This is a genomic window from Sinorhizobium sp. NFACC03 (assembly GCF_900103435.1).
Taxonomy (GTDB): Bacteria; Pseudomonadota; Alphaproteobacteria; order Rhizobiales; family Rhizobiaceae; genus Ensifer.
This window is the reverse complement of record NZ_FMXF01000009.1, coordinates 117,989-143,130: the sequence shown is the minus strand read 5'-3', so window position 1 is coordinate 143,130 and position 25,142 is coordinate 117,989. Positions and strand designations below refer to the sequence as shown.

Genomic DNA, 25,142 nt, shown 5'->3' with positions numbered 1-25,142 from the left:
GATCTTACAGCCCCATTCCCAGTAACTTGCCGACGGTGAAGATGTCCTTGTCGCCGCGACCGGAGAGGTTCATCAGGATAATCTCGTCCTTGCCCATCTTCGGTGCGCGCTTGATGACCTCGGCAAGCGCATGCGACGGCTCGAGCGCCGGGATAATACCTTCGAGGCGGGTCAGCGTCTGGAACGCCTCGAGCGCTTCGTGGTCCATGATCGGCACGTATTCGACGCGGCCGACATCGTTCAGCCAGGCATGTTCCGGGCCGATGCCGGGATAGTCGAGGCCGGCAGAAATCGAGTGGCCTTCCTTGATCTGGCCGTCGCCGTCCTGCAGCAGATAGGTGCGGTTGCCATGCAGCACGCCGGGCGAACCGGCGGTGATCGACGCGCAATGCTCGTCGCCCTCGGTGCCCTTGCCGCCGGCTTCGACGCCGACGATCTTGACGCTTTCATCATCGAGGAACGGATGGAAGATGCCGATCGCGTTGGAGCCACCGCCAACGGCAGCAATGACGAGATTCGGCAGCCGACCTTCGGCGGCGAGCATCTGTTCCTTGGCTTCCTGGCCGATGACCGCCTGGAAATCGCGGACCATTTCCGGATAGGGATGCGGGCCGGCGGCCGTACCGATCAGATAGTAAGTGTTGTCGACATTGGTGACCCAGTCACGCAGGGCCTCGTTCATCGCGTCCTTGAGCGTGCCGCTGCCGGCGGTTACCGGCTTGACCTCGGCACCGAGCAGCTTCATGCGGAAAACGTTCGGCGCCTGGCGCTCGACGTCGGTCGCGCCCATGTAGACGACGCAAGGCAGGCCGAAGCGGGCCGCGACTGTCGCCGAAGCAACGCCATGCTGGCCGGCACCGGTTTCGGCGATGATGCGCGTCTTGCCCATGCGCTTAGCCAGCAGGATCTGGCCGATGCAGTTGTTGATCTTGTGCGAGCCGGTGTGGTTCAGCTCTTCGCGCTTGAAATAGATCTTGGCGCCGCCGAGCTCAGCCGTCAGCCGCTCGGCGAAATAAAGCGGGCTCGGCCGGCCGATATAGTGAGCGCCGAGATGCGCCAGTTCCGCCTTGAAGGCCGGATCGTCCTTTGCCTTGTTCCACTCGGCCTGCAGGTCGAGGATCAAGGGCATCAATGTCTCGGCCACGAAGCGGCCGCCAAAAATGCCGAAACGGCCGTCCTCGTCGGGACCGCCCCGGAAAGAATTCAACTTTGGCGCCTGGTTCACGTCCTGCTCCCTGACCGTGGCATGCCCGCCTCCGCCTGGCGAACGGCATTGAAAAACGATTCCATGAGCTTCAGATCCTTGACGCCCGGCGCGCTCTCGACGCCGGAGGAGATATCGATGGCGCGGGCGCGGGTCTGCACCATGGCCTCGCCAATGTTACTGGCGTTGAGACCACCGGAAAGCATGTAATCGACGCTTCCGTCAAGCGCGTCGAGCAGCTTCCAGTCAAAGGAAACGCCGTTACCGCCGGGCAAATCGGAACCTTGAGGCGGCTTGGCATCAAAGAGGAAGCGATCGGCAATGCCGATATAGGGGTCGATCCTTTCGAGGTCCGATGCATCGCGCACCGAAAGGGCCTTCATGACAGGAAGCCCGTACATCGCCTTGACCGTCAGCAACCGTTCCGGATCTTCGCTGCCGTGAAGCTGCAGGATATCCGGGTTGAGCGCCGAAACGATCTCATCAAGCTCGTCATTGTCGGCATTGACCGTGACCGCGACGATCTTTGCCTGGCCGCGAATGCGGTCTGCCAGATGGCCGGCATCGTCAGGCTCGATGTTCCTGGGGCTCTTTGGAAAAAAGATGAAGCCGGTATGGGATGCACCGAGCGCGACAGCACGCTCAACCGCTTCCGCGGTCTTCAGCCCGCATATCTTCACTTCGGTTTTCATGAGAAGCGACCTTGCATGAAATGTCGCGCGAGTCGAGCCAAAAACCGACGCGCAAGGCCCCGCCAGCGCCCCCTACAACGATGGGCCCGACGGCCGTTGCGCCCCTTGCGCGACAGGCGAGGTTTCACCATATGCATTTTACCACAATGGAGAGACTGATGCGCCTGTTGCTCGCGCTAATCCTGCCCTGGCTGCAGTTTTTCACGATCGGCCGTCCCTTTGCCGGCCTCATCTGCCTGATCCTGCAGCTCACCCTGATTGGTTGGGTTCCGGCAGCGATCTGGTCGGTCTATGCGCTCAGCCAATACAAGACCGACGAGAAGATCCGCGACGCTCTGCGTTACCGCGCATAACACGCAGGTAAGGTCGTCTCCGTCTGGTTCAGTCGAAGTCGATCGCGTGAAGCATCGTGCCGTTGCGGCGGAGCCAGCGCTTGGCATCCTCCGTATCCGGGCACAGCCTCCCGCACAGCGCCCAAAAATCGGGGCCGTGGTTCATCTCTTGCAAATGTGCGACCTCGTGCGCTGCGAGATAGGCGATGACCTTCGGCGGCGCCATGACGATGCGCCAGGAGAAGCTCAGCGCCCCATCGGCCGAGCAGGATCCCCAGCGGCTGCGGGTATCTTTCAACGACAGCGACTTTGCGCGCCGACCGATGCGACCGGTATAGATCGCCACCAGCCGATCGAGATCCTGACGGGCTTCCTTCTTGAGGAAATCGACGATACGCCGGTTCAGGTGCTCCTCGCCGCCGTTGACGCGCAGCACCGGTTCGTCATCGATCAAGACCGCTTCCGTCAGACCGCGGATATTGCCGGTACGCTCGATCCGGTGGGAGATGCCTCGGATCAAGATGGAGCCGCCCTCCTCGATCTGGCTTTCGCCGGAGAAACGCGCGAGCTTCGTCATCAGCCAGCCCTGATGGCGGTTGAGAAAGGCGTTGACCTCACGCTCCGGCAAGCCTTGGGGTATCGTCATCTTCAGCGCCCGGCCGCCGGGCTCGATGCGCAGTGTCATGCGGGTCGCGCGCGCGTTCTGCTTGATCGTCAGCGGCAGGGACTTGCCGGCAACGTCGATCTGCCGCGTCATGGCGGGTGGAGCAGGTTGAATGCGCCGCTTAAATGAAGGGAACATGCAGGCTTTCTAACCGATTCGCTGGGGCTTCGCCTACAGCGTCGAAAGGCGCGCAATGGATAATCCGGCGTTTCATGTGAAACGCCGGAAGCGTTGTCTTTGGATTAGTGGGCTTCGACCACCGGGCCGGAGCCGCCGTTCTTGCGGTCGCGCATGAAGCGGTCGAACTCTTCCTGGTCCTTGGCGCGGCGAAGCTCGCGCACATAGGTGTCGAACTCTTCGCGCATCGCGTCGAGCTTGCGGCGTTCCTCGTCGAGGCGGGCAAGCTCGGCTTCACGCCAGTCGTCGAAGGCGACGTTGCCGGTGCGATGCGTCCAGTTGGAACGGCGTCCATTGCGCTTGAATGCAGAGCACATGCCATCCACCGTGTCGTTGGCGTCTTTCTTGAAAGTCTTCAGCTTTTCGCCGAACAGGATATAGGCGAGCATGGCCAGACCCAGTGGCCAGAAGACCACGAAGCCGAGCACCATCAGGGCGATGGTCGCGGGCGTCCAATCCGGACGGATCATTGCAGATTGGTTCATCTTCAGGATTCCTCGCAATCATCCGGGCCACCCATGCGGCCCGATGAAAACGATGTGGGAAGGCGCCCTTGGCTGTGCAAGACGCCCTCCCCCGGATTCGAACAAACCCTTGACTCTACGCGGTCAAAACGGCCCCGATCGCGAGGTTAGGCCAACTTGCCGCCCTTGATGAGCTGCTTCACCGGCTTCACGTGCCGCGAGTGCTCGCGGTGGAAAGCGACGATGCGCGGCGCGATTTCGCGGCGGAAGCGCGATCCGTTGAAGACGCCGTAGTGGCCGACATCCGGCTGCATGTAGTGCATGCGCATGTGATCAGGGATGTTGGTGCAGATCGTCTGCGCCGCCTTCGTCTGGCCAGCGCCGGAAATGTCGTCGTTCTCGCCTTCGACGGTCAGCAGCGCGACCTTCTTGATCGCCGTCGTATCGACGCGCTTGCCGCGATGCATCATCTCGCCCTTCGGCAGCGCGTGCTGCATGAAGACCACCTGCACGGTCTGCAGGTAGAATTCGGCCGTCAGGTCCATGACGGCCAGATACTCGTCATAGAAGTCCCGGTGCTTCTCGGCGGCGTCACCATCGTTCTTCACCAGATGCGCGAAGAACTCTTTGTGGGCGATCAGGTGCCGGTCGAGGTTCATCGACATGAAGCCAGAGAGCTGCAGGAAGCCCGGATAGACCATGCGCATGAAGCCCGGCTGCGGCCACGGCACCGGCATGATGACGTTGTCGCGGAACCATTCGATCGGCCGCTGTTCGGCAAGCTGATTGACGCCCGTCGGATTGATGCGGGTGTCGATCGGTCCGCCCATCAGCGTCATCGTCGCCGGCGACAGCGGATCGTCCGCCGCTTCCATCAGGGCGACGGCGGCGAGCACAGGCACTGCCGGCTGACAGACGCCGATCACATGGGTGTTCGGGCCCAGGAAGTGCAGCATCTGGATGACGTAGTCGATGTAATCGTCGAGATCGAAAGTGCCTTCGCTGAGCGGCACCATGCGGGCGTCGATCCAGTCCGTGATGTAGATGTCGGAATGCGGCAGCAGGGCTTCCACGGTGCCGCGCAGCAGCGTCGCGTAGTGGCCGGACATCGGCGCCACGACCAGAACCTTCGGATCGGCGGCACGCCCCTTGGGCAAGGCGCGCTCGAAATGGATGAGGTTGCAGAAGGGTGAGCGCCAGACGATGCGCTCGTAGACGGAGACGGACATGCCGTCGACCTCTGTCGCGGGAAGTCCGAACTCCGGTTTGCCATAGCGGCGGGTGGAGCGCTCGAACACTTCGAGCCCGGCGGCAGCGGCACGGCCGAAATAGGTGTGCGAGATGGGGTTCATCGGATTGCTGAAGGCAAGCCGCATGGCATCGGCGGCCGTACGCCACGGCGCCATCATTGCATGGTTCAATTCATAGAGCTGGTAGAACATGGGAAGCGTACCCCTTGGTTCAATCGACGACAACGCCGCTCCCGGTCGGACGCAAGCTTGCGATTGTTTGTCTTGGTGTCCGCAATCTCTGCCAGACTACCACTTTTCTTGTGCAGTGCAACAAATATACCCGTCTCGCCTCGATACAAGGCCTCAGGCCAGAATGAATCTGGATTCCTGACGATTTGCAAACGAGCTTGTCCGAAACTGGCGGTTTTCCGCAATTTTCGTGCGTTGAGTGCCGATGTCGGGCATTTTCGGGGAGAAAATGGCGACTCCGAAGAGCGACCGTCAGGCGCGACCTCTGCGGCAATGCAGCAAAGCCGCCATCGCTCATGCTGCTGCCACCTTGACGATTGCCTTGACCAGACCCGACTTTTCTTCCGCCCATCGCGGCAGATCGGCAACCGCGCCCTCCAGCGTCGTGCGGTGGGTGATCAACGCCTCGACCGGCACGAGGCCGGAAGCAATCGATGCAACGACGTGATCAAAGTCCTGGCGGGTCGCATTGCGGCTGCCGACCAAGGTCATCTCCCGCTTGTGAAACTCCGGATCGGAGAAGCATATCTCGTCCTTGACGACGCTGACAAAGACCAGCGTGCCGCCATGGGCGACATAGGCGAAGGCGGCCTGCATCGAGCCACTATACCCGGTGGCATCGAAGACCACGTCGAACCCATCCCCTCCCGTCGCTTCGGCTATGCGTGACCCCATATCGGTTCCCGCGACGATGCCATTGGCAAAGCCGAGCTTCTCGGCAGCAAAATCCAGCCGTTCGTCGCTGGTATCGACGAGCGTCACCTGATGGCCGGCAATGCGCGAGAAGATCGCGGTGCCGAGGCCAATCGGCCCTGCGCCGATGACCAGCGCCCGTGAACCCGCATCCGTGGATGCTCGGCGCACCGCATGGGCACCGATTGCCAGGAATTCGACCGTTGCCGCAGCTTCGGCAGACAGACCGTGCGCCGGATAAAGATTACCCTCGGGCACGATGATCTCTTCGCAGAAGGCGCCATCCGTATGCACGCCGAGAACCTTGATGGCGGTGCAGCAGTTCGGCTTGCCCTTGCGACAGGCAACGCAGTTGCCGCAGGAGAGATAGGGGTTGACCACCACAAGCGTACCGGGCGCGACCTCAGTGCCGCGGCCACCGGAAATGACCGTTGCCGAGATCTCGTGACCCATGACCCTCGGGTATTCGAGGAACGGATGTTTGCCGGCGAAGATATGGTAGTCGGTACCGCAGATGCCGACATGGCTGACGGATAGACGCACCCAACCGTCAGGCACGTCTTCAGCCGGTGGACGGTCGACGACCTCCAGGCGGCCGGGTTCGAGGCAGAGCACGGCTTTCATGGCAGTTCCCGCGGAATGTTCGGTGGCAGCGCCTAGCGGGCGCTGCGGCGCCGGAGTTGGTCGAAATAGACGATGACGATGATCAGCGCGCCGGTGATGATACGCTGCCAGAACGAGTTGACGTTCAGGAGATTGGCACCGTTGTTGATCGTCGCAAGGATGAAAGCGCCGAGCAGCGGCCCATGGACCGAGCCGACTGCCCCGAACAGACTGGTGCCGCCGATGACCGACGAGGCGATCGCCTGCAGTTCCCATCCCTCGGCTTGCGTCGCGTTACCGATGCCGATGCGCGAGGCGAGCAGCAGGCCGACGAAGGCGGCGCAGGTCGATGACAGGATATAGGCGAGATAGATGGTGCGGTGCACGTTGACGCCGGAGAGGCGCGCCGCCTCGTTGTTGGAGCCGACCGCGAAGAGATAACGGCCGAAGCGGCTCAAGTGCAGGAAGACATAGGCCGGGATCGCCACCACGATCACCATCCAGAACAGGCTCGGCACACCGAGGAAATCCGCGCGAGAGAAGTTGGTGAAGGCTTCATTGGTGATCGAGATCGTCGAACCGTTGGTGATCAGCAGGCCGATCCCGCGCAGCGATGTCAGGGTCGCAAGTGTTATGATGAAAGGCGGCAGACCCATGCGCACGATGCCGAAGGCATGGAAGGCGCCGATCAGCACCCCGAAGGCGAGCGTGAGGATGACGGCGGCCCAGAGCGGCACGCCAGCCGCAAGCAGCCAGGCGACGATGACGCTGGTGAAGCCGACCACGGCCCCCACCGAAAGATCGATGCCGGCGGTGATGATGACGAAGGTTTGGCCAACCGCGAGGATGGCCGTCATCGCCCCCTGGCGCAACAGGTTGCTGATGTTGTTTGGCGTCCAAAAACTGTTGGTGGCGAGGCCCAGCAGCAGCCAGAGGAACAGAAGCAGCCCCAGGAGGGTGAGGCCGAACAGAATGCTCACGCCCTTGCGTGGCGCCGCACTGGCGCCGCTTTCCACCGTTTCCGCACTCATCGTCTTCCTCCCTGCGTCTCTCAGATTTCTTTTTATGTGTTCAAACACCGATCGCCTGCGACAGCACTTCCTCGTGGCTCGCGGCGCGATAGTCGTGGCTAGCAACCAGCCGCCCGCGCCGGAACACGTGCAACCTGTCCGCAAGCTCGTAGACTTCAGGCAGATAGGACGAGATCAGGATGATGCCTGCCCCGTTCTCCAGAAGCCGCGCGAACAGGCGGTAGATCTCGGCCTTGGTGCCCACATCGACGCCGACGGTCGGCTCGTCGAAGATGAAGAGCTTGGCGCCATGGCTCAGCCACTTGCCGATAACGATCTTCTGCTGGTTGCCGCCGGACATGGCCGACGCCAGGACTCGTCGCGACGGCGTCTTGATCTTCAGGTCGCGGATCTGCCGGTCGGCATTCTCCCGCTCCTGCTGGCCGTTGATCGTCAGGCCACGCGTCAGCCGGTTGAACACCGGAAGATTGATGTTGAGGCCGATCGGCAGATTGAGGCACAGGCCCTGATCGCGGCGGCTTTCCGGCGCGAGCGCGATGCCGAGATTCATGGCGACACGCTCGCTGGCGATCTCGACCTTGCGCCCCTTCCAATAGACCTCGCCGGCGCTTGGACGATGCCGACCATAGAGGCCGAGCGCAAACTCGCTGCGCCCCGCTCCGATCAGCCCATAAAGGCCGACGATCTCGCCGGCGCGAACGGTCAGCGATACATCCTGAAAACCGGGGCCACTCAAGTTCCGCGTTTCGACGATGACCTCGCCGGGCGGAAAATGCTCCTTGTGATAGATCTGCTCTATGGTGCGGTTGATCATCAACGCGATCAGCTCCGCCTCGTTCGTCTCGCCAATCTTGCGGGTGCCGACATGGGTGCCGTCGCGCAGCACCGAGACGCGGTCGGCAATCTCGAAGACCTCCTCCATTCGGTGGCTGATATAGACGATGGTCACGCCTTCGGCCTGAAGCCTCTGGATCAGCCGGAAGAGCTGCGCCGATTCCTGTCGGGTGAGATAGGCGGTCGGCTCATCGAAGATCAGGAACTGCGTGCCACGCATGGCGGCGCGCGCCGTGGCGACGAGCTGCTGCTGGCCAATGGTGAGACTGCCGAGCACCGCGCCGGCCGGCAGATTGAAGCCGAGATCGTCGAGCACGCGCTGTGCCGCATCGGTCATGGCGCGCTTGCGCAACAGGCCGTTGCGATTGATCTCGTCGCCGAGGAACATGTTGGCCGCCACGGTCAGGTGGGCGCAGAGCACGACCTCCTGGTGCACGGCGTTGATGCCGCGTTCGATCGCCTCCTGTGGCGTGCCGAGCTGGACGGGTTTGCCGCACCAGACGATTTCGCCTGACGTGCGCTTGATGACGCCGGTCAAGAGTTTGATCAGCGTCGACTTGCCGGCACCGTTTTCGCCGACGATCGCGTGAATTTCACCGGAAAGAAAGGTCAGCGAAGCCGGCTTCAAGGCCTCCACGGCGCCGTATTTCTTCTGCAGGGCGCGCAGCTCCAGGATCGGCTCGCCTTTCGGAACCGGGTGGCGCGTCGCCACATGCAGCCCTTCGGTCCTGACGTCGCGTGCCTCTTGCAACTCGGTCATGCGCATTCCTCCCATGACAGCGATCGCCTGCGGCCGGTCCTCGCTCCGGCCGCAAGCGCGGTGCGGCAGGCCGGAGGCCCGCCGCGCCATCGTCACTTGATCTTCGGGTTCAAGAGAGCGTCGATCTTCGGGTCCGCCATGTTGGCCTTGGTCACCAGGTTGGCACCGGTATCGACATTCGCCTCGACCTTCTCCTTCTTGGAGACGGCGAGCGCCGTCTTTATGCCATCATAGCCCATGCGATAGGGATCCTGAACGACGAGGCCGGCAAGAACGCCTTCCTTGAGGAAGCCGACGGTCTTGTCGTCGCTGTCGAAGCCGATCACCTTGATCTTGTCACCGAGCTTGTTTTCGGCGATCGCCTGGCCGACACCCTGCGCCATGATCAGGTTGGAGGCGAAGACGCCAACCAGATTGGGGTTGGCGGTGATCAGGTCGGTCATCATGTTGAGGCCGGTGGTCGCCTGACCGTCGGCGTATTTATCAGCAACGACCTTGAAGCCCGGATACTTGGTCTTGACCTGATCGAGGAAACCTTCGCGGCGCTGGTCGAGCGAACCGACGCCCGGAAGGTTGGTGATGATGGCAATTTCGCCCTCTTCCTTACCGGTCATTTCTTTCACAGCTGCGGCGAGCCCGTCGGCAGCGATGCGCCCGCCCTGGACGTTGTCGGTCGTCAGAAACGACGAGAATGCCTTCGAGTCTGCGGCGGAATCGATGCCGATGATCGGTACCGCCTTGGCCGCCTCATCGATCGGCTTGCCAAGCGCCTTGAACTCCGTCGGCGAAATGACGACGGCAGCCGGAGCGCCAGCCACCGCATTCTCAAGAATGCTGATCTGGCCGTTGATGTCGGACTCGGCCTGAGCGCCCAGTTCCGGCACGTTGACACCCAGGTCCTTGCCTGCAGCGCGCGCGCCCGCCAGCACGATCTGCCAGTAGAAGGACGTGGTGTCCTTGACGATGATCGGGATCGTCACGTCCTGCGCGAAGGATGCCACCGGCGTCATGCCGGCGATCATCGCAGCGCTCGCCAAAGCGGTGAAGGCACGACGGGTAAGGCTGCTTTTTAGAATGCTCATCCCAGGTTTCTCCTCTCAGTGCACCGTGTTCCACTTCTTGGAGATCGATCGCAGGTGCTAGCTATCGACCTTTTATCGATAAAAAACATATTGGAATGCTAATACGACAATTCCGGCTTGGCAAGCTGCCGGAACAGCATTTCAGATCGAAACGCGGCTCCCGCCCGCTATACGCGAACCGCCTCGTCGCCGAGCTCCGGCGCGACCAGCGTGAACGGTTCGAAAGCCGCGAAATCGGCCGCTGAAAACCGGTGTTCGGTGAGCGCCATGTTGCGCCTCAGACTCTCCGGCTTGGCGGTGCCGAGCAGCACGGAGGCGACCATGGGATGGCTCAGCGGAAACTGCATGGCTGGCGCGGCAAGCGGCACGTTCATGCCGCGCGCAACCGCCTCCATGGCAGCGACCTTTTGCCGGATATCTTCCGTTGCCGGCATGTAATCGAAATGCGCGCCCTCGACCGGACCCGTTGCCAGGATTCCCGAGTTGAAGACCCCGCCGACGACAAGCGAGGTCTGCTTTTTTTCACAGAGCGGCAGCAGTTCGGCGACGGCCGAGCGATCGAGCAACGTGTAACGGCCGGCCAGCAGGATGCAGTCGATATCGGCCCACCGCATGACCTCCAGACAGACCGGTACCTCGTTCACACCGAGACCATAGGCGGCGATCGTTCCAGAGGATTTCAGCTCCTCCAACGCCTTCAGGCCACCCTCCAGCAACTGCCTGATATAGACGGCATTGCGGGCGGCACCGTGGGTGTAGCCGCCGATGTCGTGGACATAGAGGATGTCGATGCGGCCGAGTCCGAGCCGGGCGTAGCTGAACTCGACGGAGCGCATGATGCCGTCATAGCTGTAGTCGTATCTGACATCGAAATTGAGCGGCTTCACATAGGAATAGTCTGGCACCTTGTCTTCCGGCACCGGATGGAGGAGCCGGCCGACCTTGGTGGAGAGCACGAATTCGTCGCGCGGCTTGTCGCGCAGGAAGTCGCCGACCCGGCGTTCTCCAAGCCCGAGGCCGTAAAAAGGCGCCACATCAAAGTAGCGCATACCCGACTGCCAGGCCGCGTCCAGCGTCGCCATGGCAGCGTCGCGGGTGCACTCCCGGTAGAGCCCGCCGAGACCGGCGGCGCCGAAGCTGTACTCGGTCACCGATAGTCCGGTTCGACCGATCCGTCTCGTCTGCATTCCCTGTTCTCCTCCTCCAAGGATGCCAGTCGCCACATGTCTAGAGCGTCGCCCCCAGATGCCAGGGCACGAACTCGTTGTCGCCGTAGCCGAAAAGCTCGCTCTTGGTCTTGCGGCCAGAGGCGGTCTCGACGATCAGGTCGAAGATCTCCCGGCCAAGCCCGGCAATGCTCACCTCCCCCGAAGCGATCACCCCGCAATCGAAGTCCATGTCCTCTTCCATCGCCCGAAACAGCGCCGTGTTGCTGGTAAGCTTGATCGACGGCGCCGGCGTACAGCCGAAACAGCTGCCGCGGCCGGTGGTAAAGGCAATGACGTTGGCACCGCCGGCAACCTGGCCGGTGGCAGATACCGGATCGTAGCCGGGCGTATCCATGAAGACGAGCCCGTGCTCGGTGACCCGTTCGGCATACCGATAGACTGCGTTCAGCGGCGACCGGCCACCCTTGGCGACAGCACCGAGTGATTTTTCAAGAATGGTGGTTAGTCCACCGCGTTTGTTGCCCGGCGAAGGATTGTTGTCGAGCGATGCGCCATGCATCGCCACATAGTTCTCCCACCAGGCAATCAGGCCGTCGAGTTTCACCGCTACGGCCTCATTCACCGCCCGGCTGCGTAGCAGGTGCTCGGCACCATAGATCTCAGAGGTCTCCGAGAGGATCGCCGTGCCGCCGGCTGCAGCAAGGATATCGACGGCGGCGCCAAGCGCCGGATTGGCGGTGATGCCCGAAAGCCCGTCCGACCCGCCACATTGCAAGCCGACGATGATCTCGCTGACCGGAATGGCAATACGGCGCTCTTTTCCGATTTCGGCCGCGATTTCTTCGAGAATGCCGAGTGCCTTTTCCACGGAGCGGCGCGAGCCGCCCGCTTCCTGAATGTTGAAATGACGTTTCTCCGCGCCAGCGCCGCTCTGGCCATAGAGCGTCAATTGATTGACCTCGCAGCCGAGGCCCACCATCAGCACGCCGCCGAAATTGGCATGGCGGGCGTAACCGGCAAGCGTGCGGTGCAGATTGGCCATTCCGTCGCCGGTCGACGACATGCCGCAGCCCTGATCGTGCACGATCGGCACGAAGCCGTCGATGCCTTCGTATTTCGGCAGGATGCGGCGGTTCGCCTCCTCGGCGATGGCACGGCAGACCGTGGTGGAACAGTTAACGCTGGCGACGACACCGATATAGTTTCGCGTCGCAGCCCGGCCATCTGCGCGGCGATAGCCCTTGAAGGTGCGTGCCTTGTCGGCATCGCTTGCCGCCTCCGGCGTCCCTTGTGGACCGATCGCCAGACGATCCCGGTCGAAGGCAAGATTGTGGGAATGCACATGGTCGCCCGGCGCGATGTCGGCGGTCGCCCGTCCGATCGCCTGGGCGTATTTGACGACCGGTTCGCCGGCGCGAATGGGACGGATCGCAATCTTGTGGCCGGCATCGACCTTCACTGCTGCGCGAGCGCCGTTCGGCAAGGCATCACCGGCGGCAATCGCCAATGTCGCCACGACGACGTTGTCCTCCGGTGCGAGCAGGATGGTGGACGGCGCAGACACCGATTTCTCCATGATTGTTATCGTCTGTTCTGTCTTTTATCTACAATAGACAGATCGTCGTCAATGGGTATTATAGCGAAAACATCGGCGACGACGCCGTGCCAACGACCGGGTGAACGGGAGGAACAGATGTTGACGACAGACGGAGACAAAACCGGATCGCCGCGATAGAGGAGCGTCCAAGCGCAGACAATTTCGAACCGGCCGGATCTTGCCATGGCAAAACAGAACACCGTCTTCAAGGATGCCTATAACCGCTGCCTGAAGCTTCTGGCGGAAACATCCTCGCTGCCCTCCGAGCCGGAACTTGGGCAGGTGCTCGGCGTCAGCCGGACGACGGTGCGCGCGATCCTCAGCCGCTTCGAGGAGGCGCAGCTCATCGCCTGGGACAAGCGCAAGAAGAACGTGCTGCGGCAGCCCCGCCCCGACGACTACTTCCCAACGGAAGAGACCGATTCGCTCGCCGAAATCATCGAGCGCAGTTTCATGCGCCGGATTCTCGCCGGCGGCGCCGAGCCCGGCATGCAGATCAACGAGCTTGAACTGGCGCGCGAGATCGGCACCGGAACGACCAGTGTGCGCGAGTTCCTGATCCGCTTCAGCCGCTTCGGCCTGATCGAAAAACGGCCGAACAGCCACTGGATCCTGAAAGGCTTCACGCGTGAATTCGCGCTGGAGCTGACGGAAGTGCGCGAGATGTTCGAGCTGCGCTCGGCCGCACGTTTCGTCTCGCTTCCGGATGATCACCCGGCCTGGGAGGAGCTCAGGGAAATCGAGACCCTGCACCGGGACATCCTCGCCGACATCGACAATCGCTACCGGGAGTTCTCCGAACTCGACGAGCAGTTTCACCTGCTGGTGCACAAGGCATCGAGCAACCGCTTCATCGTCGATTTCTACGACATCATCGCGATCGTCTTCCACTATCACTACCAGTGGAACAAGACGAATGCCCGCCAGCGCAACGCTCGCGCGCTGGAAGAACACCTCGCCTATATCGAAGCACTGCGTTCGCACGACCCGGCCAAGGCGGAACAGGCCTGTCGGCGACACCTCCAGTCCGCTCGCGAAACTCTCCTTCAATCCATTCCATAGCCAGCTACCGGAGCCACAGATGCCGACGCCGATCGTGCAATTCGGAACCAGCCGCTTTCTTCAAGCGCATGCCGATCTCTTCGTCAGCGACGCGCTGAAGGCGGGAAAGGCACCAGGCCCGATCACGATCGTGCAGACAACCGGATCCAGCGAGCGTTCCGGACGTCTTGCGGCGCTCGCGCGCCCCGAAGGCTTTCCCGTCATCATCCGCGGCATCCAAGACGGGGAGCGGATCGACGCGACGCAGCGGGTGACGAGCGTGACGCGGGCGCTTTCAACCGCTGAAAACTGGAGCGAGGTCCGGGAGATTGTTGCCCAGGAAGCGGAAATCCTGATCTCCAATACCGGCGATACGGGTTACCGGATCACCGACGACGACCTGGTCACGGACATTCCCCGTTCCTTTCCCGGCAAGCTGCTCCTGCTCCTGAAGGCCCGCTTTGAAGCGGGTGGGCGCGCCCTGACGATACTTCCTTGCGAGCTCGTGTCACGCAACGGCGATGTGCTGAAGGCGCTGATGCTGGGGCTCGCGGCGGAGCGGGCCAAAGACACCGCTTTCACGAACTGGCTGAACACAGGTGTCGTCTGGGCAAACACATTGGTCGACCGCATCGTCTCCGAGCCTCTGGAGCCCGCCGGTGCGATTGCCGAACCCTATGCGCTCTGGGCGATCGAAAACCAGCCCGGCTTGCACCTTCCGTGCATTCATCCGTCCGTGAAGCTCGTTGATGACCTGACGCCTTACGAGAAGCTGAAGCTTCACATCCTCAATCTCGGCCACACCGTGCTGGCCGATCTCTGGCTGAGGGAGGGCCGTAACCCGCATGAGACCGTCCGGGAGACGCTCGCCGACGCCCGCGTAGCAGCATATCTCGACCGCATCTATCGATCCGAAGTCATTCCCGCTTTCGCCGCGAAGGACCTGCAAAGCGAAGCGACGGACTATGTCGCTGCGACGCTGGAGCGCTTCAGAAACCCGTTCCTCAATCATCGCCTAAGCGATATCGCCAACCATCACCGCGAAAAGATCGCGCGCCGGATCGGCGACCTCCGGCTCTGGAGCCCGGGCGTAGCAATGCCCGAGCTCACGGCAATCTCGGATCAGTAGCCGGATTCCTGCTTCTTTGGTGCCACCGCCACCTCGCCGAGAAACTCCTGGCGCAGCGCCGTCGTCGCGCGCACGAGCGACGTGACATCCGTGCCGATCGCCATGAAATCGGCGCCCATCTCGCGGTAGTCGCGTGCCTGACCGAGATCGAGCGTCATGATGCCCCTCGCCTTGCCGGCCTTCTTTATACGCTCGAACGCGTCGGCGATTGCCGCGCGCACCTCCGGATGGCCCGGCTTGCCGAGATAACCCATGTCGGCCGCCAGGTCGGAAGGGCCGATGAAGAGGCCGTCAACGCAATCAAGCGCGGCAATCTCATCGATCGCAGCAAGACCCGCGCGGCTCTCGATCTGCAGGATCAGGCAGATTTCATCACCGGCGGTCTGGAGATAGTCGCCGATGCGGCCGAATTGCGAGGCCCGACCGAGGGCGGCGCCGACGCCGCGAACGCCATGCGGCGGATAACGGGTGGCGCGCACCAGCTGCTGTGCCTGCGCCAGGCTCTCGACCATCGGGATCAGCAGGGTCTGCACACCGGTGTCGAGAATCTGCTTGATCAGCACCGTGTCGCCGACCGGCAGGCGAACCATCGGGTGGCTCGCCGATGCCGAGACCGCGCGAAACTGCGCCGACAGCAAGGGAATGTCATTCGGCGCATGCTCGCCGTCGATCAGCAGCCAGTCATAGCCGCTGCCGGAAACCACTTCCGCCGCGTATGGGCTGGCGAGCGCCACCCACAGCCCGAGCTGGAAGCGGTTTTCGCGCAGAGCCGCTTTAAAGGGGTTCTTCGGTGCCGGCATGCTGACTCTCCTTAAACTTAGCGTGGGATCGAGCTTCGCCCCTCATCCGCCTGCCGGCACCTTCGTCCTGGAAAAAGGAGGACGGACGATGCCGCACCGACTCAAGTCCCCTCGCCCCGCTTGCGGGGAGAGGCTAGGGTGAGGGGCAATCTCACGCCATCGATGGATTCGACTGCGAAGACTAACGCCTTGCTGGCAAAAGAAAACCGGCCAAAACGTTGGCCGGTTTGTTGCAAGTCGGATTTTCGCCTGTTTCAGGCCACGCCGCCGAGGCAGACGTATTTGATCTCGGTGAACTCTTCGATGCCGTAGCGCGAGCCCTCGCGGCCGAGACCGGAGAGTTTCACGCCCCCGAACGGCGCTTCCGCCGTCGAGATCAGGCCGGTGTTGACGCCGACCATGCCGTATTCCAGCGCTTCGGCCACCCGGAAAACCCGCGCCAGGTCCTTGGCATAGAAGTAGGAGGCAAGGCCGAACTCAGTGTCGTTTGCCTGTTCGACCACATCCGCCTCATCGGCGAAGCGGAAGAGCGGCGCCACCGGGCCAAAGGTCTCTTCGCGCGCCACCGCCATCGCCTGGGTGACATCGGCCAGAACCGTCGCCTCATAGAAGGTGCCGCCGAGCGTGTGACGCTTACCGCCCTGGATCACGCGCGCGCCCTTGGAGGTGGCGTCGGCAATATGCTCCTCGACCTTCTCCAGCGCCGCCTTGTCGATCAGCGGCCCGAGGATCACGCCCTCGTCGAGGCCGTTGCCGATCTTCAGCTTGGCGACCGCCTTGGCGAGCTTGTCGGAAAAGGCGTCGTAGACCTTGTCCTGCACATAGATGCGGTTAGCACAGACGCAGGTCTGGCCGTTGTTGCGGAACTTGGCGATCAGCGCGCCCTCAACCGCCGCATCGAGATCGGCATCGTCGAAGACGATGAAGGGAGCATTGCCGCCAAGCTCGAGGCCGAGCTTTTTGATGGTGGCGGCGCTCTGGCGATAGAGCTCGGCACCGACTTCGGTCGAGCCGGTGAAGGTCAGCTTGCGCACGACGGGGTTGGAGGTCATCTCGGCACCGATCTCGCGGGCCGAGCCGGTGATGACGCTGAACAGGCCCTTCGGCAAGCCGGCGCGTTCGGCGAGAATGGCGATCGCGATTGCCGAGAACGGCGTCTGTGCCGCCGGCTTCAACACCATCGCGCAACCTGCAGCGAAAGCCGGGCCGGCCTTGCGGGTGATCATCGCATTGGGGAAGTTCCAGGGCGTGATTGCCGCGACGACGCCGATCGGCTGCTTCATCACCAGGATGCGCTTATCGGGCTGATGACCGGGGATCAGGTCGCCATAGAGGCGGCGCGCCTCTTCGGCGAACCACTCGACGAAACTTGCGCCATAGACGATTTCGCCCGTTGCTTCGGCAAGCGGCTTGCCCTGCTCCAGCGTCAGGATGCGGCCGAGATCTTCCTTATTCTCGATCATCAGCTCGAACCAATTGCGCAAAACGCCGGCGCGGTCCTTGGCCGTGCGCGCCGCCCAGCCCTTCTGGGCCACGCGCGCCGCCTCGATCGCCGCCCTGGTTTCCTTGGCGCCGAGCTTCGGCACCCGGCCGATGATCTCACCGGTCGCCGGGTTGTTCACCTCGATCGCGTTCGCCGCGTCCGCCTCGATCCACTCGCCGCCGACGAGCGCTGCCTGGCGAAACAATGATGGGTCTTTAAACGACATGATCCGTCCTCTCTCAAAGTCTACAGAACTTATACAACTTTTTTCTTGGAAACGGCAATGACCCACGCGACCGTTTCTGCACTTTCCTGGCGCGCCTCGCGTACCGACCGCGCTCGCGTTCCCGTGCGTCCAACCCGGTTTCATCCACACCCGTCCTCATGTAGCGTCCGAAACGAATCGAGCCATAGGCGCAGGTGACAGATCAGGCACCGAAGATCGGCCGAGGATATAGAGAACACATAGAAGAGGCATGTCCATGACGGCGACCAACAACAGAAAAGCCGATTATCCCATCGATGCCATGTTCCTGGAGCGCTGGTCGCCCCGCGCCTTCACCAACGAGGAGATCGAGGAACGCGAACTGCTTTCCTTCTTCGAAGCGGCCCGATGGGCGCCGTCTGCGAGCAACCGACAGCCCTGGCGCTTCGTCTATGCCCGTCGCGGAACGGAGCACTTTCCGGTGCTGCTCGACACGCTCGATGAAGGCAACCAGCGCTGGGCGAAGAACGCTGCCGCGCTTCTGATCGTTATTTCAAGAACCAACAACCAGGCACAGAACGGCGAGATGCGGCCGGCCTATACCCACGCCTTCGACACGGGCTCGGCCTGGTACAGCCTCGCTCTGCAGGCTTCCCTTGGCGGCTGGCATACCCATGGCATGGCCGGCATCGACCGCGACAAGGCGATGCGCGTTCTGAACGTTCCCGAGCATCACCGGGTCGAGGCCGCCGTGGCGATCGGACGGCTGGCTGACCCCTCGACGCTACCGGACGACCTGCGCGCACGCGAAATCCCGAGCCAGCGCAAGCCGGTCAGCGAGTTCGCCTTCGAAGGCCAGTTCAAGGGCGAATAACGAAAAATCCCGGCGCCGCAAGGCACCGGGATTCCAAGTGGTCACGATATCCGAGAAGATCAGATGTCGAGGTTGGCGACGCTCAGTGCGTTTTCCTGGATGAAGTCGCGGCGCGGCTCGACCTCGTCGCCCATCAGGCGCGAAAACAGGCCGTCGGCATCGGTGGCGTCGGTGACGCGGACCTGCAGCAGCGAGCGGACGTTCGGATCGAGCGTCGTTTCCCAGAGCTGCTCGGCATTCATTTCACCGAGGCCCTTGTAGCGCTGCATCGAGAGACCCTTGCGACCGGCCGCGAAGATCGCATCGAGAAGCGCACGCGGTCCGCTGATCTCCAGGGTACCGTCGCGACGCCGCAGGACCGGCGGGGCAGCATAGACTTCCTTGAGCTTCGCGGTGAGCTGGTCGATGTAGCGGGCATCGGACGAACCGATCAGCGCCATATCGAGCACCGCGACTTCCTTGACGCCGCGGACCATGCGCTCGAGGCGAAGACCGCCTTCTGCCGTGACCGCACCGCTCCAGCCGCGTTCGGTTTCCTCGGCGATGACGTCGAGGCGACGAGCAACCTCCGCAGCGACCGCCTCATAGGCATCACGCTGGCCGTTGAGCTCGACATTCAGCGCGCCGGCAATCGCTGCCTGCTCAACGATCGAGCGGTTGTAGCGCGAATGCAGCCCGTTCATCAGATTGCGCAGGCGGAGTGCATCATTGATGACTTCGCGCAGATCCTGGCCGGCGCGCACTTCGCCTGATTCCAGCTCCAGCGTGGCTTCTTCCAGACCCATCGTGATCAGGTAGTCTTCCAGTGCCTGCTCGTTCTTGAGGTACTGAGCCGACTTGCCACGCGTCACCTTATAGAGCGGCGGCTGGGCGATATAGAGATGCCCGCGCTCGATCAATTCCGGCATCTGGCGGAAGAAGAAGGTGAGCAGCAGGGTGCGGATATGGGCGCCGTCGACGTCGGCGTCCGTCATGATGATGATCTTGTGATAACGCAGCTTGTCGGCGTTGAACTCGTCCTTGCCGATCGACGTACCCAGCGCGGTGATCAGCGTACCGATTTCCTGACTCGACAGCATCTTGTCGAAGCGCGCACGCTCGACATTGAGGATCTTGCCGCGCAGCGGCAGGATCGCCTGGTTTTCGCGCGAGCGGCCCTGCTTGGCGGAGCCACCTGCAGAGTCACCTTCCACCAGGAAGACTTCGGACTTGGCCGGGTCACGCTCGGAGCAATCGGCAAGCTTTCCGGGCAGCGACGAGATATCGAGCGCACCCTTGCGGCGCGTCAGTTCGCGGGCCTTGCGGGCGGCTTCGCGGGCAGCAGCCGCTTCGACCACCTTGCCGACGAGGATCTTGGCTTCGCTTGGATGCTCTTCGAACCAGGTGCTGAGCGCCTCGTTGACGAGGCTTTCGACAACCGGGCGCACTTCCGAGGACACCAGCTTGTCCTTCGTCTGCGAAGAGAACTTCGGATCTGGAACCTTCACCGAAAGAACAGCCGTGAGGCCTTCGCGGCAGTCCTCGCCCTGGAGCGTGACCTTTTCCCTCTTGGTGATACCCGAGGAATCCGCGTAGGAGGTGACCTGGCGCGTCAGCGCGCCACGGAAGCCCGCCATATGGGTGCCGCCGTCGCGCTGCGGAATGTTGTTGGTAAAGCAGAGCACGTTTTCGTGGTAGCTGTCGTTCCACCACATCGCGACTTCGACGGTGATGCCGTCCTTCTCGCCGCGGATCGACACGGGTTTATGCACCAGCGGCTTCTTCGCCCGGTCGAGATAGGCGACATAGGCCTCGAGACCGCCCTCATACATCATCTCGTCCTGGCGAATGTCCGAATGGCGCTTGTCGGTCAGAATGATATGAACGCCTGAATTGAGGAAGGCGAGTTCGCGAAGGCGGTGTTCCAGCGTGTTGTAATCGAACTCGGTCTTGGTGAAGGTTTCGCTGCTCGGCAGGAACGTCACCTCGGTTCCGGTCGCGTCGCCTGCGTCGCCGGTAACGGCCAGAGAGCCATCGGCGACGCCGTGCGTGAAGCTCATCTCGTGAATTTTGCCCGCGCGCCGGATTTTCAGCTTCAATGAAACCGACAGGGCGTTGACGACGGAGACGCCGACGCCGTGCAGACCGCCCGAAACCTTGTAGGAGTTCTGGTCGAATTTTCCGCCGGCGTGCAGCTGGGTCATGATGACCTCGGCTGCCGAGACGCCTTCTTCCTTGTGGATGTCGGTCGGGATGCCACGGCCATTGTCGGTCACCGTCACCGAGCCCTCCGGGTTGAGCGTCACCGTCACGATATCCGCGTGGCCGGCGAGCGCCTCGTCGATCGCGTTGTCGACGACCTCGTACACCATGTGGTGCAGACCGGAACCGTCATCCGTGTCGCCGATATACATGCCCGGCCGCTTGCGCACGGCATCCAGGCCCTTCAGCACCTTGATGGAATCGGCACCATATTCGGCGCTGGCGCCGGTTTCGGTCTCAGGATTGTCGGTCATTCAGCTACGGGTCTTTCCAGGTTGTTCGGACAGGGTGATTCGTTGCGAATCACGTCTCGGACGCCTCGTGGACTATAGAAAATTTGTCCACGGTTCCAAATCCCGGACCGCGGGGCAGCGGCCGGAAACAAGCATTCATCCCCTGTCATTATCAGGAAATGTGGCTTTTTCCAAAACATCTTCCAGGGCGCGGATCGTCTCAGGCGACAAAGCGCGGATTTTTTCGCTGAGCCGGTTGGCAAATGCCGTGTGCTCCGGCGTCAGGCCCGACGTGTCCAACACGACTTTCGGTGCGGAGACGTTGGCGATACGAAACAATTCCTCTGCCTCATCCCAGATCACATTGAAATATCCGGCCACGCGCTGGAGAAAATCGAAGCTCGGCGCGCCGCGCTTTCCGTGTTCGAGGGCTGAAAGATAGGCGGCCGAAACGTTGATCGCCACTGCCATCTGTTTCTGCGACACGCCCTTCCTGCGCCTGAGTTCGCGCAGCGCCTCGCCGAAGGGTGTCATATCGCGCTTCCCCTCACGCGCGCCAGGCGAACATAGAGAGCACCCTCGCCGCCATGGTTGCGGGCGGCCTGCTCGTAGGATGAGATCAGTGGCCGGAACTCGGGCAAGGAGAACCAGAGCGGTACCGCCCGCTTCAAAGCACCGTCGCTGCCGAACGAGGTGCCCTTGCCGGTTATGACGAGCACATGGCGCAGCCCGCGGTCATGCGCCCTCAAGAGAAACTGCAACAGCAAACCATGCGCTTCGCTCTGGATCATTCCATGCAGGTCGATCCGCGCTTCGAGTGTCAGGCGCCCCTTGGCGAGCTTGCGCTTAACCGGCTTCTCAAGCGGATGATGCAGTTTCTCGCCGGTCTTTTTCGTCAGCGCGATACCCGGCTGTTCGACGGCGCCGGTCGATTTCTGTTGCTGCTTGGCTTTCGGTTCTTCCTGCGCCCTTGGCTTTTCGTCCTCGGCCAACATGTCCATCAGATCGTCGAGCCGACCCGGCATCGGTCTCGTCGAGCGGGCAACCTTGCCCCAGAGAATGCGATCTTCGGACGAAAGCTCTTTTTTCTTAGGCATGGCCGTATCGTGCCGCGGCCGCCTTGGGAACGAAAACATAGAAGTCGGCCGGATTGCGAACCGCCCCGGCCCGTTCGCCCGCCTCGAAGCCGGAACCGGTGAAGATGTCACCGCGCGCTGGACCGACGATCGCCGAACCCGTGTCGAGCGCCAGCATCAGGCGCTGAAAAGGCTTTCCGTCATCGAGGCGTGTCAGGCTCTCGCTCGCGATATAAAAGGGCACGCCGAAGGTATGGATCAGCCGGTCCACTGCCAAGGAACGACCCGGCTCGAGCGAGACCTTGGCAGCGGCGATCGGACCCAGATGCTCGTCCTCGACCGCGGCCTCGCGGAAGAAGATAAACGACCGGTTGTGCCAGAGGACCTCATCGACGTCGTCCGGATGCGCCTCCAGCCAGTCGCGAATGCTCATCATCGACACGGTCGCGGCATCGATCTTGCCGCGTTCGATCAGCAGTTTGCCGACGGCTGAGAAATAGTGGCCGGTCTTGGCGGCATAGGTGACGCGACGGCGCGAACCATCCGGGAATAGGAGCCGTGCCGCGCCCTGGACATGAACGAAGAAAACTTCGACCTTGGACTTCGCATAGGCGATCTCCAGGCCGCGGCCGGCAAGGTAGCCCTGCTCGATTGCCCGCCTGTCCGGATACTCGCTGATCCGGCCATCCGCGGAAAGACCAAAGGCGAAATAGGGATCCATCCCGTCAGGCCGGTTGGTATCGTCGATATCGACCAGATCCGCAGGGCGTCGGTAGAGTGGATAGCGATAGGTCTCGTCCGCTTCCGCGCGAACCTCGATTTCCGGTTCGTAGAAGGCGGTGACAAAGCCGGAACCGGCTTCCGGTTCGATCCGGAACGGTGCGAAGTGCTTCTCGAAGAAGGCCCGTGCGCCGTCAGCTGTGTCGACGTCGGCTGACGAAGCCGAGAAGGCCGGCATAAGATCATCGACCGAAATCCCCATCGACCCGGTGCGATAGGGCTTGGTCGAGACGTGCTTCTGACAGCGGCGCATCGCCTCTATCACCTTGGTCGGGTCGTCGTCCCGCCAGCCCGGAAGATCGTCGAAACTGACGGGTTCAAGTCGAAAGGACATCGTCGCCACGGCCGCTCAATTTTCGGATTCGGTGGCGATCAGCTTCCAGTTCGGATCCCGCGAACGGATGTCGCGCGCAAAGGTCCAGAGATCATTGACCTCGGCAACCGACTCGGCATCGCCGTCGATCAGGCCACCCTGTTTGTCATAGGTCGCCGAAATCAGCTGGCTGACGATACGGACTGTGATGTTCTCTTCGCTGTCCTTCACTTCGGCGTGAATGATGTCGGCCTTGTCGATGCCGACGAAGGTGGACTTGACGACTTCGCCCTTGCGCTCGCGGTCGGTGATCGCCGCGTCGAAGCCTTCATAGACCTCGCGGGACAACAGGTTCTTCAGCGTCTTGCGGTCACCGTCAGCAAAGGCCATGACGATCATCTCGTAGGCCATCTTGGCGCCGTTGACGAATTCCTTGGGATCGAAGCTCGGATCAGCGTCGCTCAGCGCCCGAAGCTGGGTGTTCAGTGTTGTGCCAGCCTTGGCGAAGGCATCGATCGATTCGTAACGACCCGCTTCTTCTTCCGCGCTCTCGCGTCGCGGCAATTGCACGACCTTGCCCTTGTCGCCGTTTTCCGGCCCTTGGCTCATGTCACGCGGCGAATAGGGATCGAATGGCGGCCGTTCGCTTCCTGTCCGGCGGCCCAAAACGCTGCGCAGTTGCAGGAAGATGACCACCGCGGCGATCAGGAAAAAAAACGTGATAAAGTCAAAAGAGCCCATTTCCACCCGGAACCGCTGTTAGAATTTCTCGTGGCTATTCCATATAGTCCGCAAGAATAGATCATTCAAATGGCGATGTCGCACCCTTACAGCGCCGAACGTCTTTTAAGACGCACAAAGGTCGCTGTGGCGCTTTAGAGTTGCTGCATGTTTTTGCTCTTAAGTCGGAGACGATTTAAGGGAACACCAGGATTCATTTTCGGGCAGATTGATGCGCTCATTTCTTATTCCCCTTGTCATCTTCGGGCTTCCGCTCGCCGAGATCGCCGGTTTCGTCATCGTCGGCCGAGAGATCGGACTTTTGATGACGCTGCTTCTGGTGCTTGCAAGCGCATTTGTGGGTGTGATCCTGCTCCGAGTCCAGGGATTTACCGTCATCCGCAGGATGCAGGATGCCACCCGCACAGGCAGTGACCCAGGCCGGGAGGTGATCGGCGGCGCCTTGCTGTTCGTCGCGGCGATCCTGCTCGTCGTACCGGGCTTCGTCAGCGACGTGATCGGTCTCCTCCTGTTTCTGCCCTTTGTCCGCAACGCCGTGGCCGCCTATCTGCGCAAGAGGATGACGATCGTGACGGCGGCATCCGGGACGAACTGGTGCCCACAAGACGACCCGCGGCAGCCACGACCCTCGACGCGCGTCATCGACCTTAACGACGGCGAATTCTCGCGGACGGACGACGAGGATCCGCCGCAAGGTGGGGACCGCGATCGCCCCTAGACGAGGAGCGTTTGGCGGAATGCGCATCCGGCACTCTGTCGCCCACATTCCGGAGCGTAATCTCGGCTTGGCGGTTTGGAGCAAAGGTACGCGCATCCGCCTGAAAGCGCCGGGTTCGCAGGGTTGTAAGCCCTAGGCCGAAATGCTAGATGGCCTCACCGAATTGATGTCGAGGAACCCTTATGACGACTGATACCGCATCCAACGGCAACGGCAGCGCGCAGCAGAGCCCGTCGCTGAACATCCTCGCCCAGTATATCAAGGACCTTTCCTTCGAAAACCCGGGCGCACCGCGTTCGCTGCAGGCTCGTGACAAGGCGCCGTCGATCAACATCAACGTCAATGTCAACGCCAACCCGCTCGCAGAGAACGATTTCGACGTCGTTCTGTCACTGAACGCCGAAGCCAAGGACGGCGACCGCGTTCTCTTCAACGTCGAGCTCGCTTATGGCGGCGTCTTCCGCGTTGCAGGCTTCCCGCAGGAGCACATGCTGCCGCTGCTCTTCATCGAGTGCCCGCGCCTGCTGTTCCCGTTCGCGCGCCAGATCGTTGCCGACGCGACCCGCAACGGTGGCTTCCCGCCGCTGATGATCGACCCGATCGACTTCGCGCAGATGTTCGCGCAGCGCATGGCTGAAGAAAAGGTCCGTGCTCAGGTTTCGAACTCGAACGAAACCGCGAACTGATCGAAAATCAGAACGCTGAAACGATGAAGCCCGGCTCGC

Annotated in this window: 24 protein-coding genes; 6 read left to right on the top strand and 18 right to left on the bottom strand. The window is 62.0% G+C overall.

Annotation, left to right across the window (positions count from 1 at the left end; all coding sequences use genetic code 11):
* Window positions 1–4: 4 nt before the first annotated feature.
* Both trpB and BLU35_RS14340 read right to left on the bottom strand, forming a co-directional pair.
* Window positions 5–1,225, bottom strand: a complete 1,221-nt coding sequence (gene trpB, locus BLU35_RS14345) for a tryptophan synthase subunit beta (RefSeq protein ID WP_093233494.1) — start codon at window positions 1,223–1,225, stop codon at window positions 5–7.
* Window positions 1,222–1,896: a phosphoribosylanthranilate isomerase gene (locus BLU35_RS14340; protein WP_093233493.1), complete on the bottom strand. Its 675-nt coding sequence runs from the start codon at window positions 1,894–1,896 to the stop codon at window positions 1,222–1,224. The genes trpB and BLU35_RS14340 overlap by 4 nt, the downstream gene beginning before the upstream one ends.
* A 158-nt stretch (window positions 1,897–2,054) precedes the next feature.
* Here BLU35_RS14340 and BLU35_RS14335 point away from each other — a divergent pair, with 158 nt between their 5' ends.
* The gene (locus BLU35_RS14335; RefSeq protein WP_065376351.1) at window positions 2,055–2,249 is read left to right on the top strand and encodes a YqaE/Pmp3 family membrane protein; all 195 of its coding nucleotides are present in this window, start codon (window positions 2,055–2,057) and stop codon (window positions 2,247–2,249) included.
* Window positions 2,250–2,277: 28 nt separating this feature from the next.
* Here the strand turns inward: BLU35_RS14335 and BLU35_RS14330 are convergent, their stop codons facing one another.
* From BLU35_RS14330 to BLU35_RS14290, 9 genes are all read right to left on the bottom strand, one after another.
* Window positions 2,278–3,030, bottom strand: a complete 753-nt coding sequence (locus tag BLU35_RS14330; protein WP_093233492.1) for a M48 family metallopeptidase — start codon at window positions 3,028–3,030, stop codon at window positions 2,278–2,280.
* Window positions 3,031–3,134: 104 nt separating this feature from the next.
* A complete protein-coding gene (locus tag BLU35_RS14325; protein ID WP_057252042.1) occupies window positions 3,135–3,554 on the bottom strand; it encodes a DUF2852 domain-containing protein in 420 nt (139 codons plus the stop codon).
* A gap of 146 nt (window positions 3,555–3,700) precedes the next feature.
* Window positions 3,701–4,975, bottom strand: a complete 1,275-nt coding sequence (gene phaZ, locus BLU35_RS14320) for a polyhydroxyalkanoate depolymerase (protein WP_093233491.1) — start codon at window positions 4,973–4,975, stop codon at window positions 3,701–3,703.
* Between the two features lie 333 nt (window positions 4,976–5,308).
* Window positions 5,309–6,331: a zinc-binding alcohol dehydrogenase family protein gene (locus BLU35_RS14315; protein WP_093233490.1), complete on the bottom strand. Its 1,023-nt coding sequence runs from the start codon at window positions 6,329–6,331 to the stop codon at window positions 5,309–5,311.
* Window positions 6,332–6,363: 32 nt separating this feature from the next.
* Entirely contained in the window at window positions 6,364–7,341 is a 978-nt protein-coding gene (locus BLU35_RS14310; protein WP_093233489.1) for an ABC transporter permease, read from the bottom strand.
* A 40-nt stretch (window positions 7,342–7,381) separates the two neighbouring features.
* Complete coding sequence (locus BLU35_RS14305; RefSeq protein WP_093233515.1) at window positions 7,382–8,935, bottom strand: sugar ABC transporter ATP-binding protein; 1,554 nt, start codon at window positions 8,933–8,935, stop codon at window positions 7,382–7,384.
* Window positions 8,936–9,027: 92 nt separating this feature from the next.
* Window positions 9,028–10,017, bottom strand: coding sequence for an ABC transporter substrate-binding protein (locus tag BLU35_RS14300; protein ID WP_058327480.1), 990 nt, complete (start codon window positions 10,015–10,017; stop codon window positions 9,028–9,030).
* 167 nt (window positions 10,018–10,184) lie between these two features.
* Window positions 10,185–11,204, bottom strand: coding sequence for an aldo/keto reductase (locus BLU35_RS14295; protein ID WP_093233488.1), 1,020 nt, complete (start codon window positions 11,202–11,204; stop codon window positions 10,185–10,187).
* A gap of 40 nt (window positions 11,205–11,244) precedes the next feature.
* On the bottom strand, window positions 11,245–12,762 hold the full coding sequence (locus BLU35_RS14290) for a UxaA family hydrolase (protein ID WP_502688155.1): 1,518 nt from the start codon (window positions 12,760–12,762) through the stop codon (window positions 11,245–11,247).
* 204 nt (window positions 12,763–12,966) lie between these two features.
* On the opposite strand from BLU35_RS14290, the gene BLU35_RS14285 reads away from it, so the two are divergent.
* Together BLU35_RS14285 and BLU35_RS14280 are read left to right on the top strand one after the other, a co-directional pair.
* Window positions 12,967–13,845, top strand: a complete 879-nt coding sequence (locus tag BLU35_RS14285) for a GntR family transcriptional regulator (RefSeq protein WP_058321610.1) — start codon at window positions 12,967–12,969, stop codon at window positions 13,843–13,845.
* Between the two features lie 19 nt (window positions 13,846–13,864).
* Window positions 13,865–14,953 carry a mannitol dehydrogenase family protein gene (locus BLU35_RS14280; RefSeq protein WP_058321611.1) on the top strand — a complete coding sequence of 363 codons (1,089 nt, stop codon included), beginning with the start codon at window positions 13,865–13,867 and terminating at the stop codon, window positions 14,951–14,953.
* Here BLU35_RS14280 and BLU35_RS14275 read toward each other — a convergent pair.
* Both BLU35_RS14275 and gabD read right to left on the bottom strand, forming a co-directional pair.
* The gene (locus BLU35_RS14275; protein WP_093233487.1) at window positions 14,947–15,753 is read right to left on the bottom strand and encodes an aldolase/citrate lyase family protein; all 807 of its coding nucleotides are present in this window, start codon (window positions 15,751–15,753) and stop codon (window positions 14,947–14,949) included. The two genes, BLU35_RS14280 and BLU35_RS14275, sit on opposite strands and share 7 nt — an antisense overlap.
* 254 nt (window positions 15,754–16,007) lie before the next feature.
* Window positions 16,008–17,462, bottom strand: a complete 1,455-nt coding sequence (gene gabD, locus BLU35_RS14270; protein WP_093233486.1) for an NADP-dependent succinate-semialdehyde dehydrogenase — start codon at window positions 17,460–17,462, stop codon at window positions 16,008–16,010.
* A gap of 256 nt (window positions 17,463–17,718) precedes the next feature.
* On the opposite strand from gabD, the gene BLU35_RS14265 reads away from it, so the two are divergent.
* Window positions 17,719–18,315 carry a nitroreductase family protein gene (locus tag BLU35_RS14265; protein ID WP_093233513.1) on the top strand — a complete coding sequence of 199 codons (597 nt, stop codon included), beginning with the start codon at window positions 17,719–17,721 and terminating at the stop codon, window positions 18,313–18,315.
* A gap of 59 nt (window positions 18,316–18,374) precedes the next feature.
* On the opposite strand, the gene gyrB is transcribed toward BLU35_RS14265, so the two are convergent.
* The 5 genes from gyrB to BLU35_RS14240 all read right to left on the bottom strand — a co-directional run bounded on the left by gyrB (window position 18,375) and on the right by BLU35_RS14240 (window position 23,699).
* Window positions 18,375–20,810: a DNA topoisomerase (ATP-hydrolyzing) subunit B gene (gene gyrB / locus BLU35_RS14260; RefSeq protein WP_058321613.1), complete on the bottom strand. Its 2,436-nt coding sequence runs from the start codon at window positions 20,808–20,810 to the stop codon at window positions 18,375–18,377.
* Between the two features lie 135 nt (window positions 20,811–20,945).
* Window positions 20,946–21,323: a helix-turn-helix domain-containing protein gene (locus tag BLU35_RS14255; RefSeq protein ID WP_093233485.1), complete on the bottom strand. Its 378-nt coding sequence runs from the start codon at window positions 21,321–21,323 to the stop codon at window positions 20,946–20,948.
* Window positions 21,320–21,886 carry a Smr/MutS family protein gene (locus BLU35_RS14250; RefSeq protein WP_058327487.1) on the bottom strand — a complete coding sequence of 189 codons (567 nt, stop codon included), beginning with the start codon at window positions 21,884–21,886 and terminating at the stop codon, window positions 21,320–21,322. Before BLU35_RS14250 ends, BLU35_RS14255 begins: the two co-directional genes overlap by 4 nt.
* Window positions 21,879–22,979: a murein transglycosylase A gene (mltA, locus tag BLU35_RS14245; RefSeq protein WP_093233484.1), complete on the bottom strand. Its 1,101-nt coding sequence runs from the start codon at window positions 22,977–22,979 to the stop codon at window positions 21,879–21,881. The genes BLU35_RS14250 and mltA overlap by 8 nt, the downstream gene beginning before the upstream one ends.
* Before the next feature lie 15 nt (window positions 22,980–22,994).
* Window positions 22,995–23,699 carry a Tim44/TimA family putative adaptor protein gene (locus tag BLU35_RS14240; protein ID WP_057252027.1) on the bottom strand — a complete coding sequence of 235 codons (705 nt, stop codon included), beginning with the start codon at window positions 23,697–23,699 and terminating at the stop codon, window positions 22,995–22,997.
* A 211-nt stretch (window positions 23,700–23,910) separates the two neighbouring features.
* On the opposite strand from BLU35_RS14240, the gene BLU35_RS14235 reads away from it, so the two are divergent.
* Together BLU35_RS14235 and secB are read left to right on the top strand one after the other, a co-directional pair.
* Entirely contained in the window at window positions 23,911–24,417 is a 507-nt protein-coding gene (locus BLU35_RS14235) for an FxsA family protein (protein ID WP_093233483.1), read from the top strand.
* A gap of 182 nt (window positions 24,418–24,599) precedes the next feature.
* On the top strand, window positions 24,600–25,103 hold the full coding sequence (gene secB / locus BLU35_RS14230; RefSeq protein WP_057252025.1) for a protein-export chaperone SecB: 504 nt from the start codon (window positions 24,600–24,602) through the stop codon (window positions 25,101–25,103).
* Window positions 25,104–25,142 lie beyond the last annotated feature (39 nt).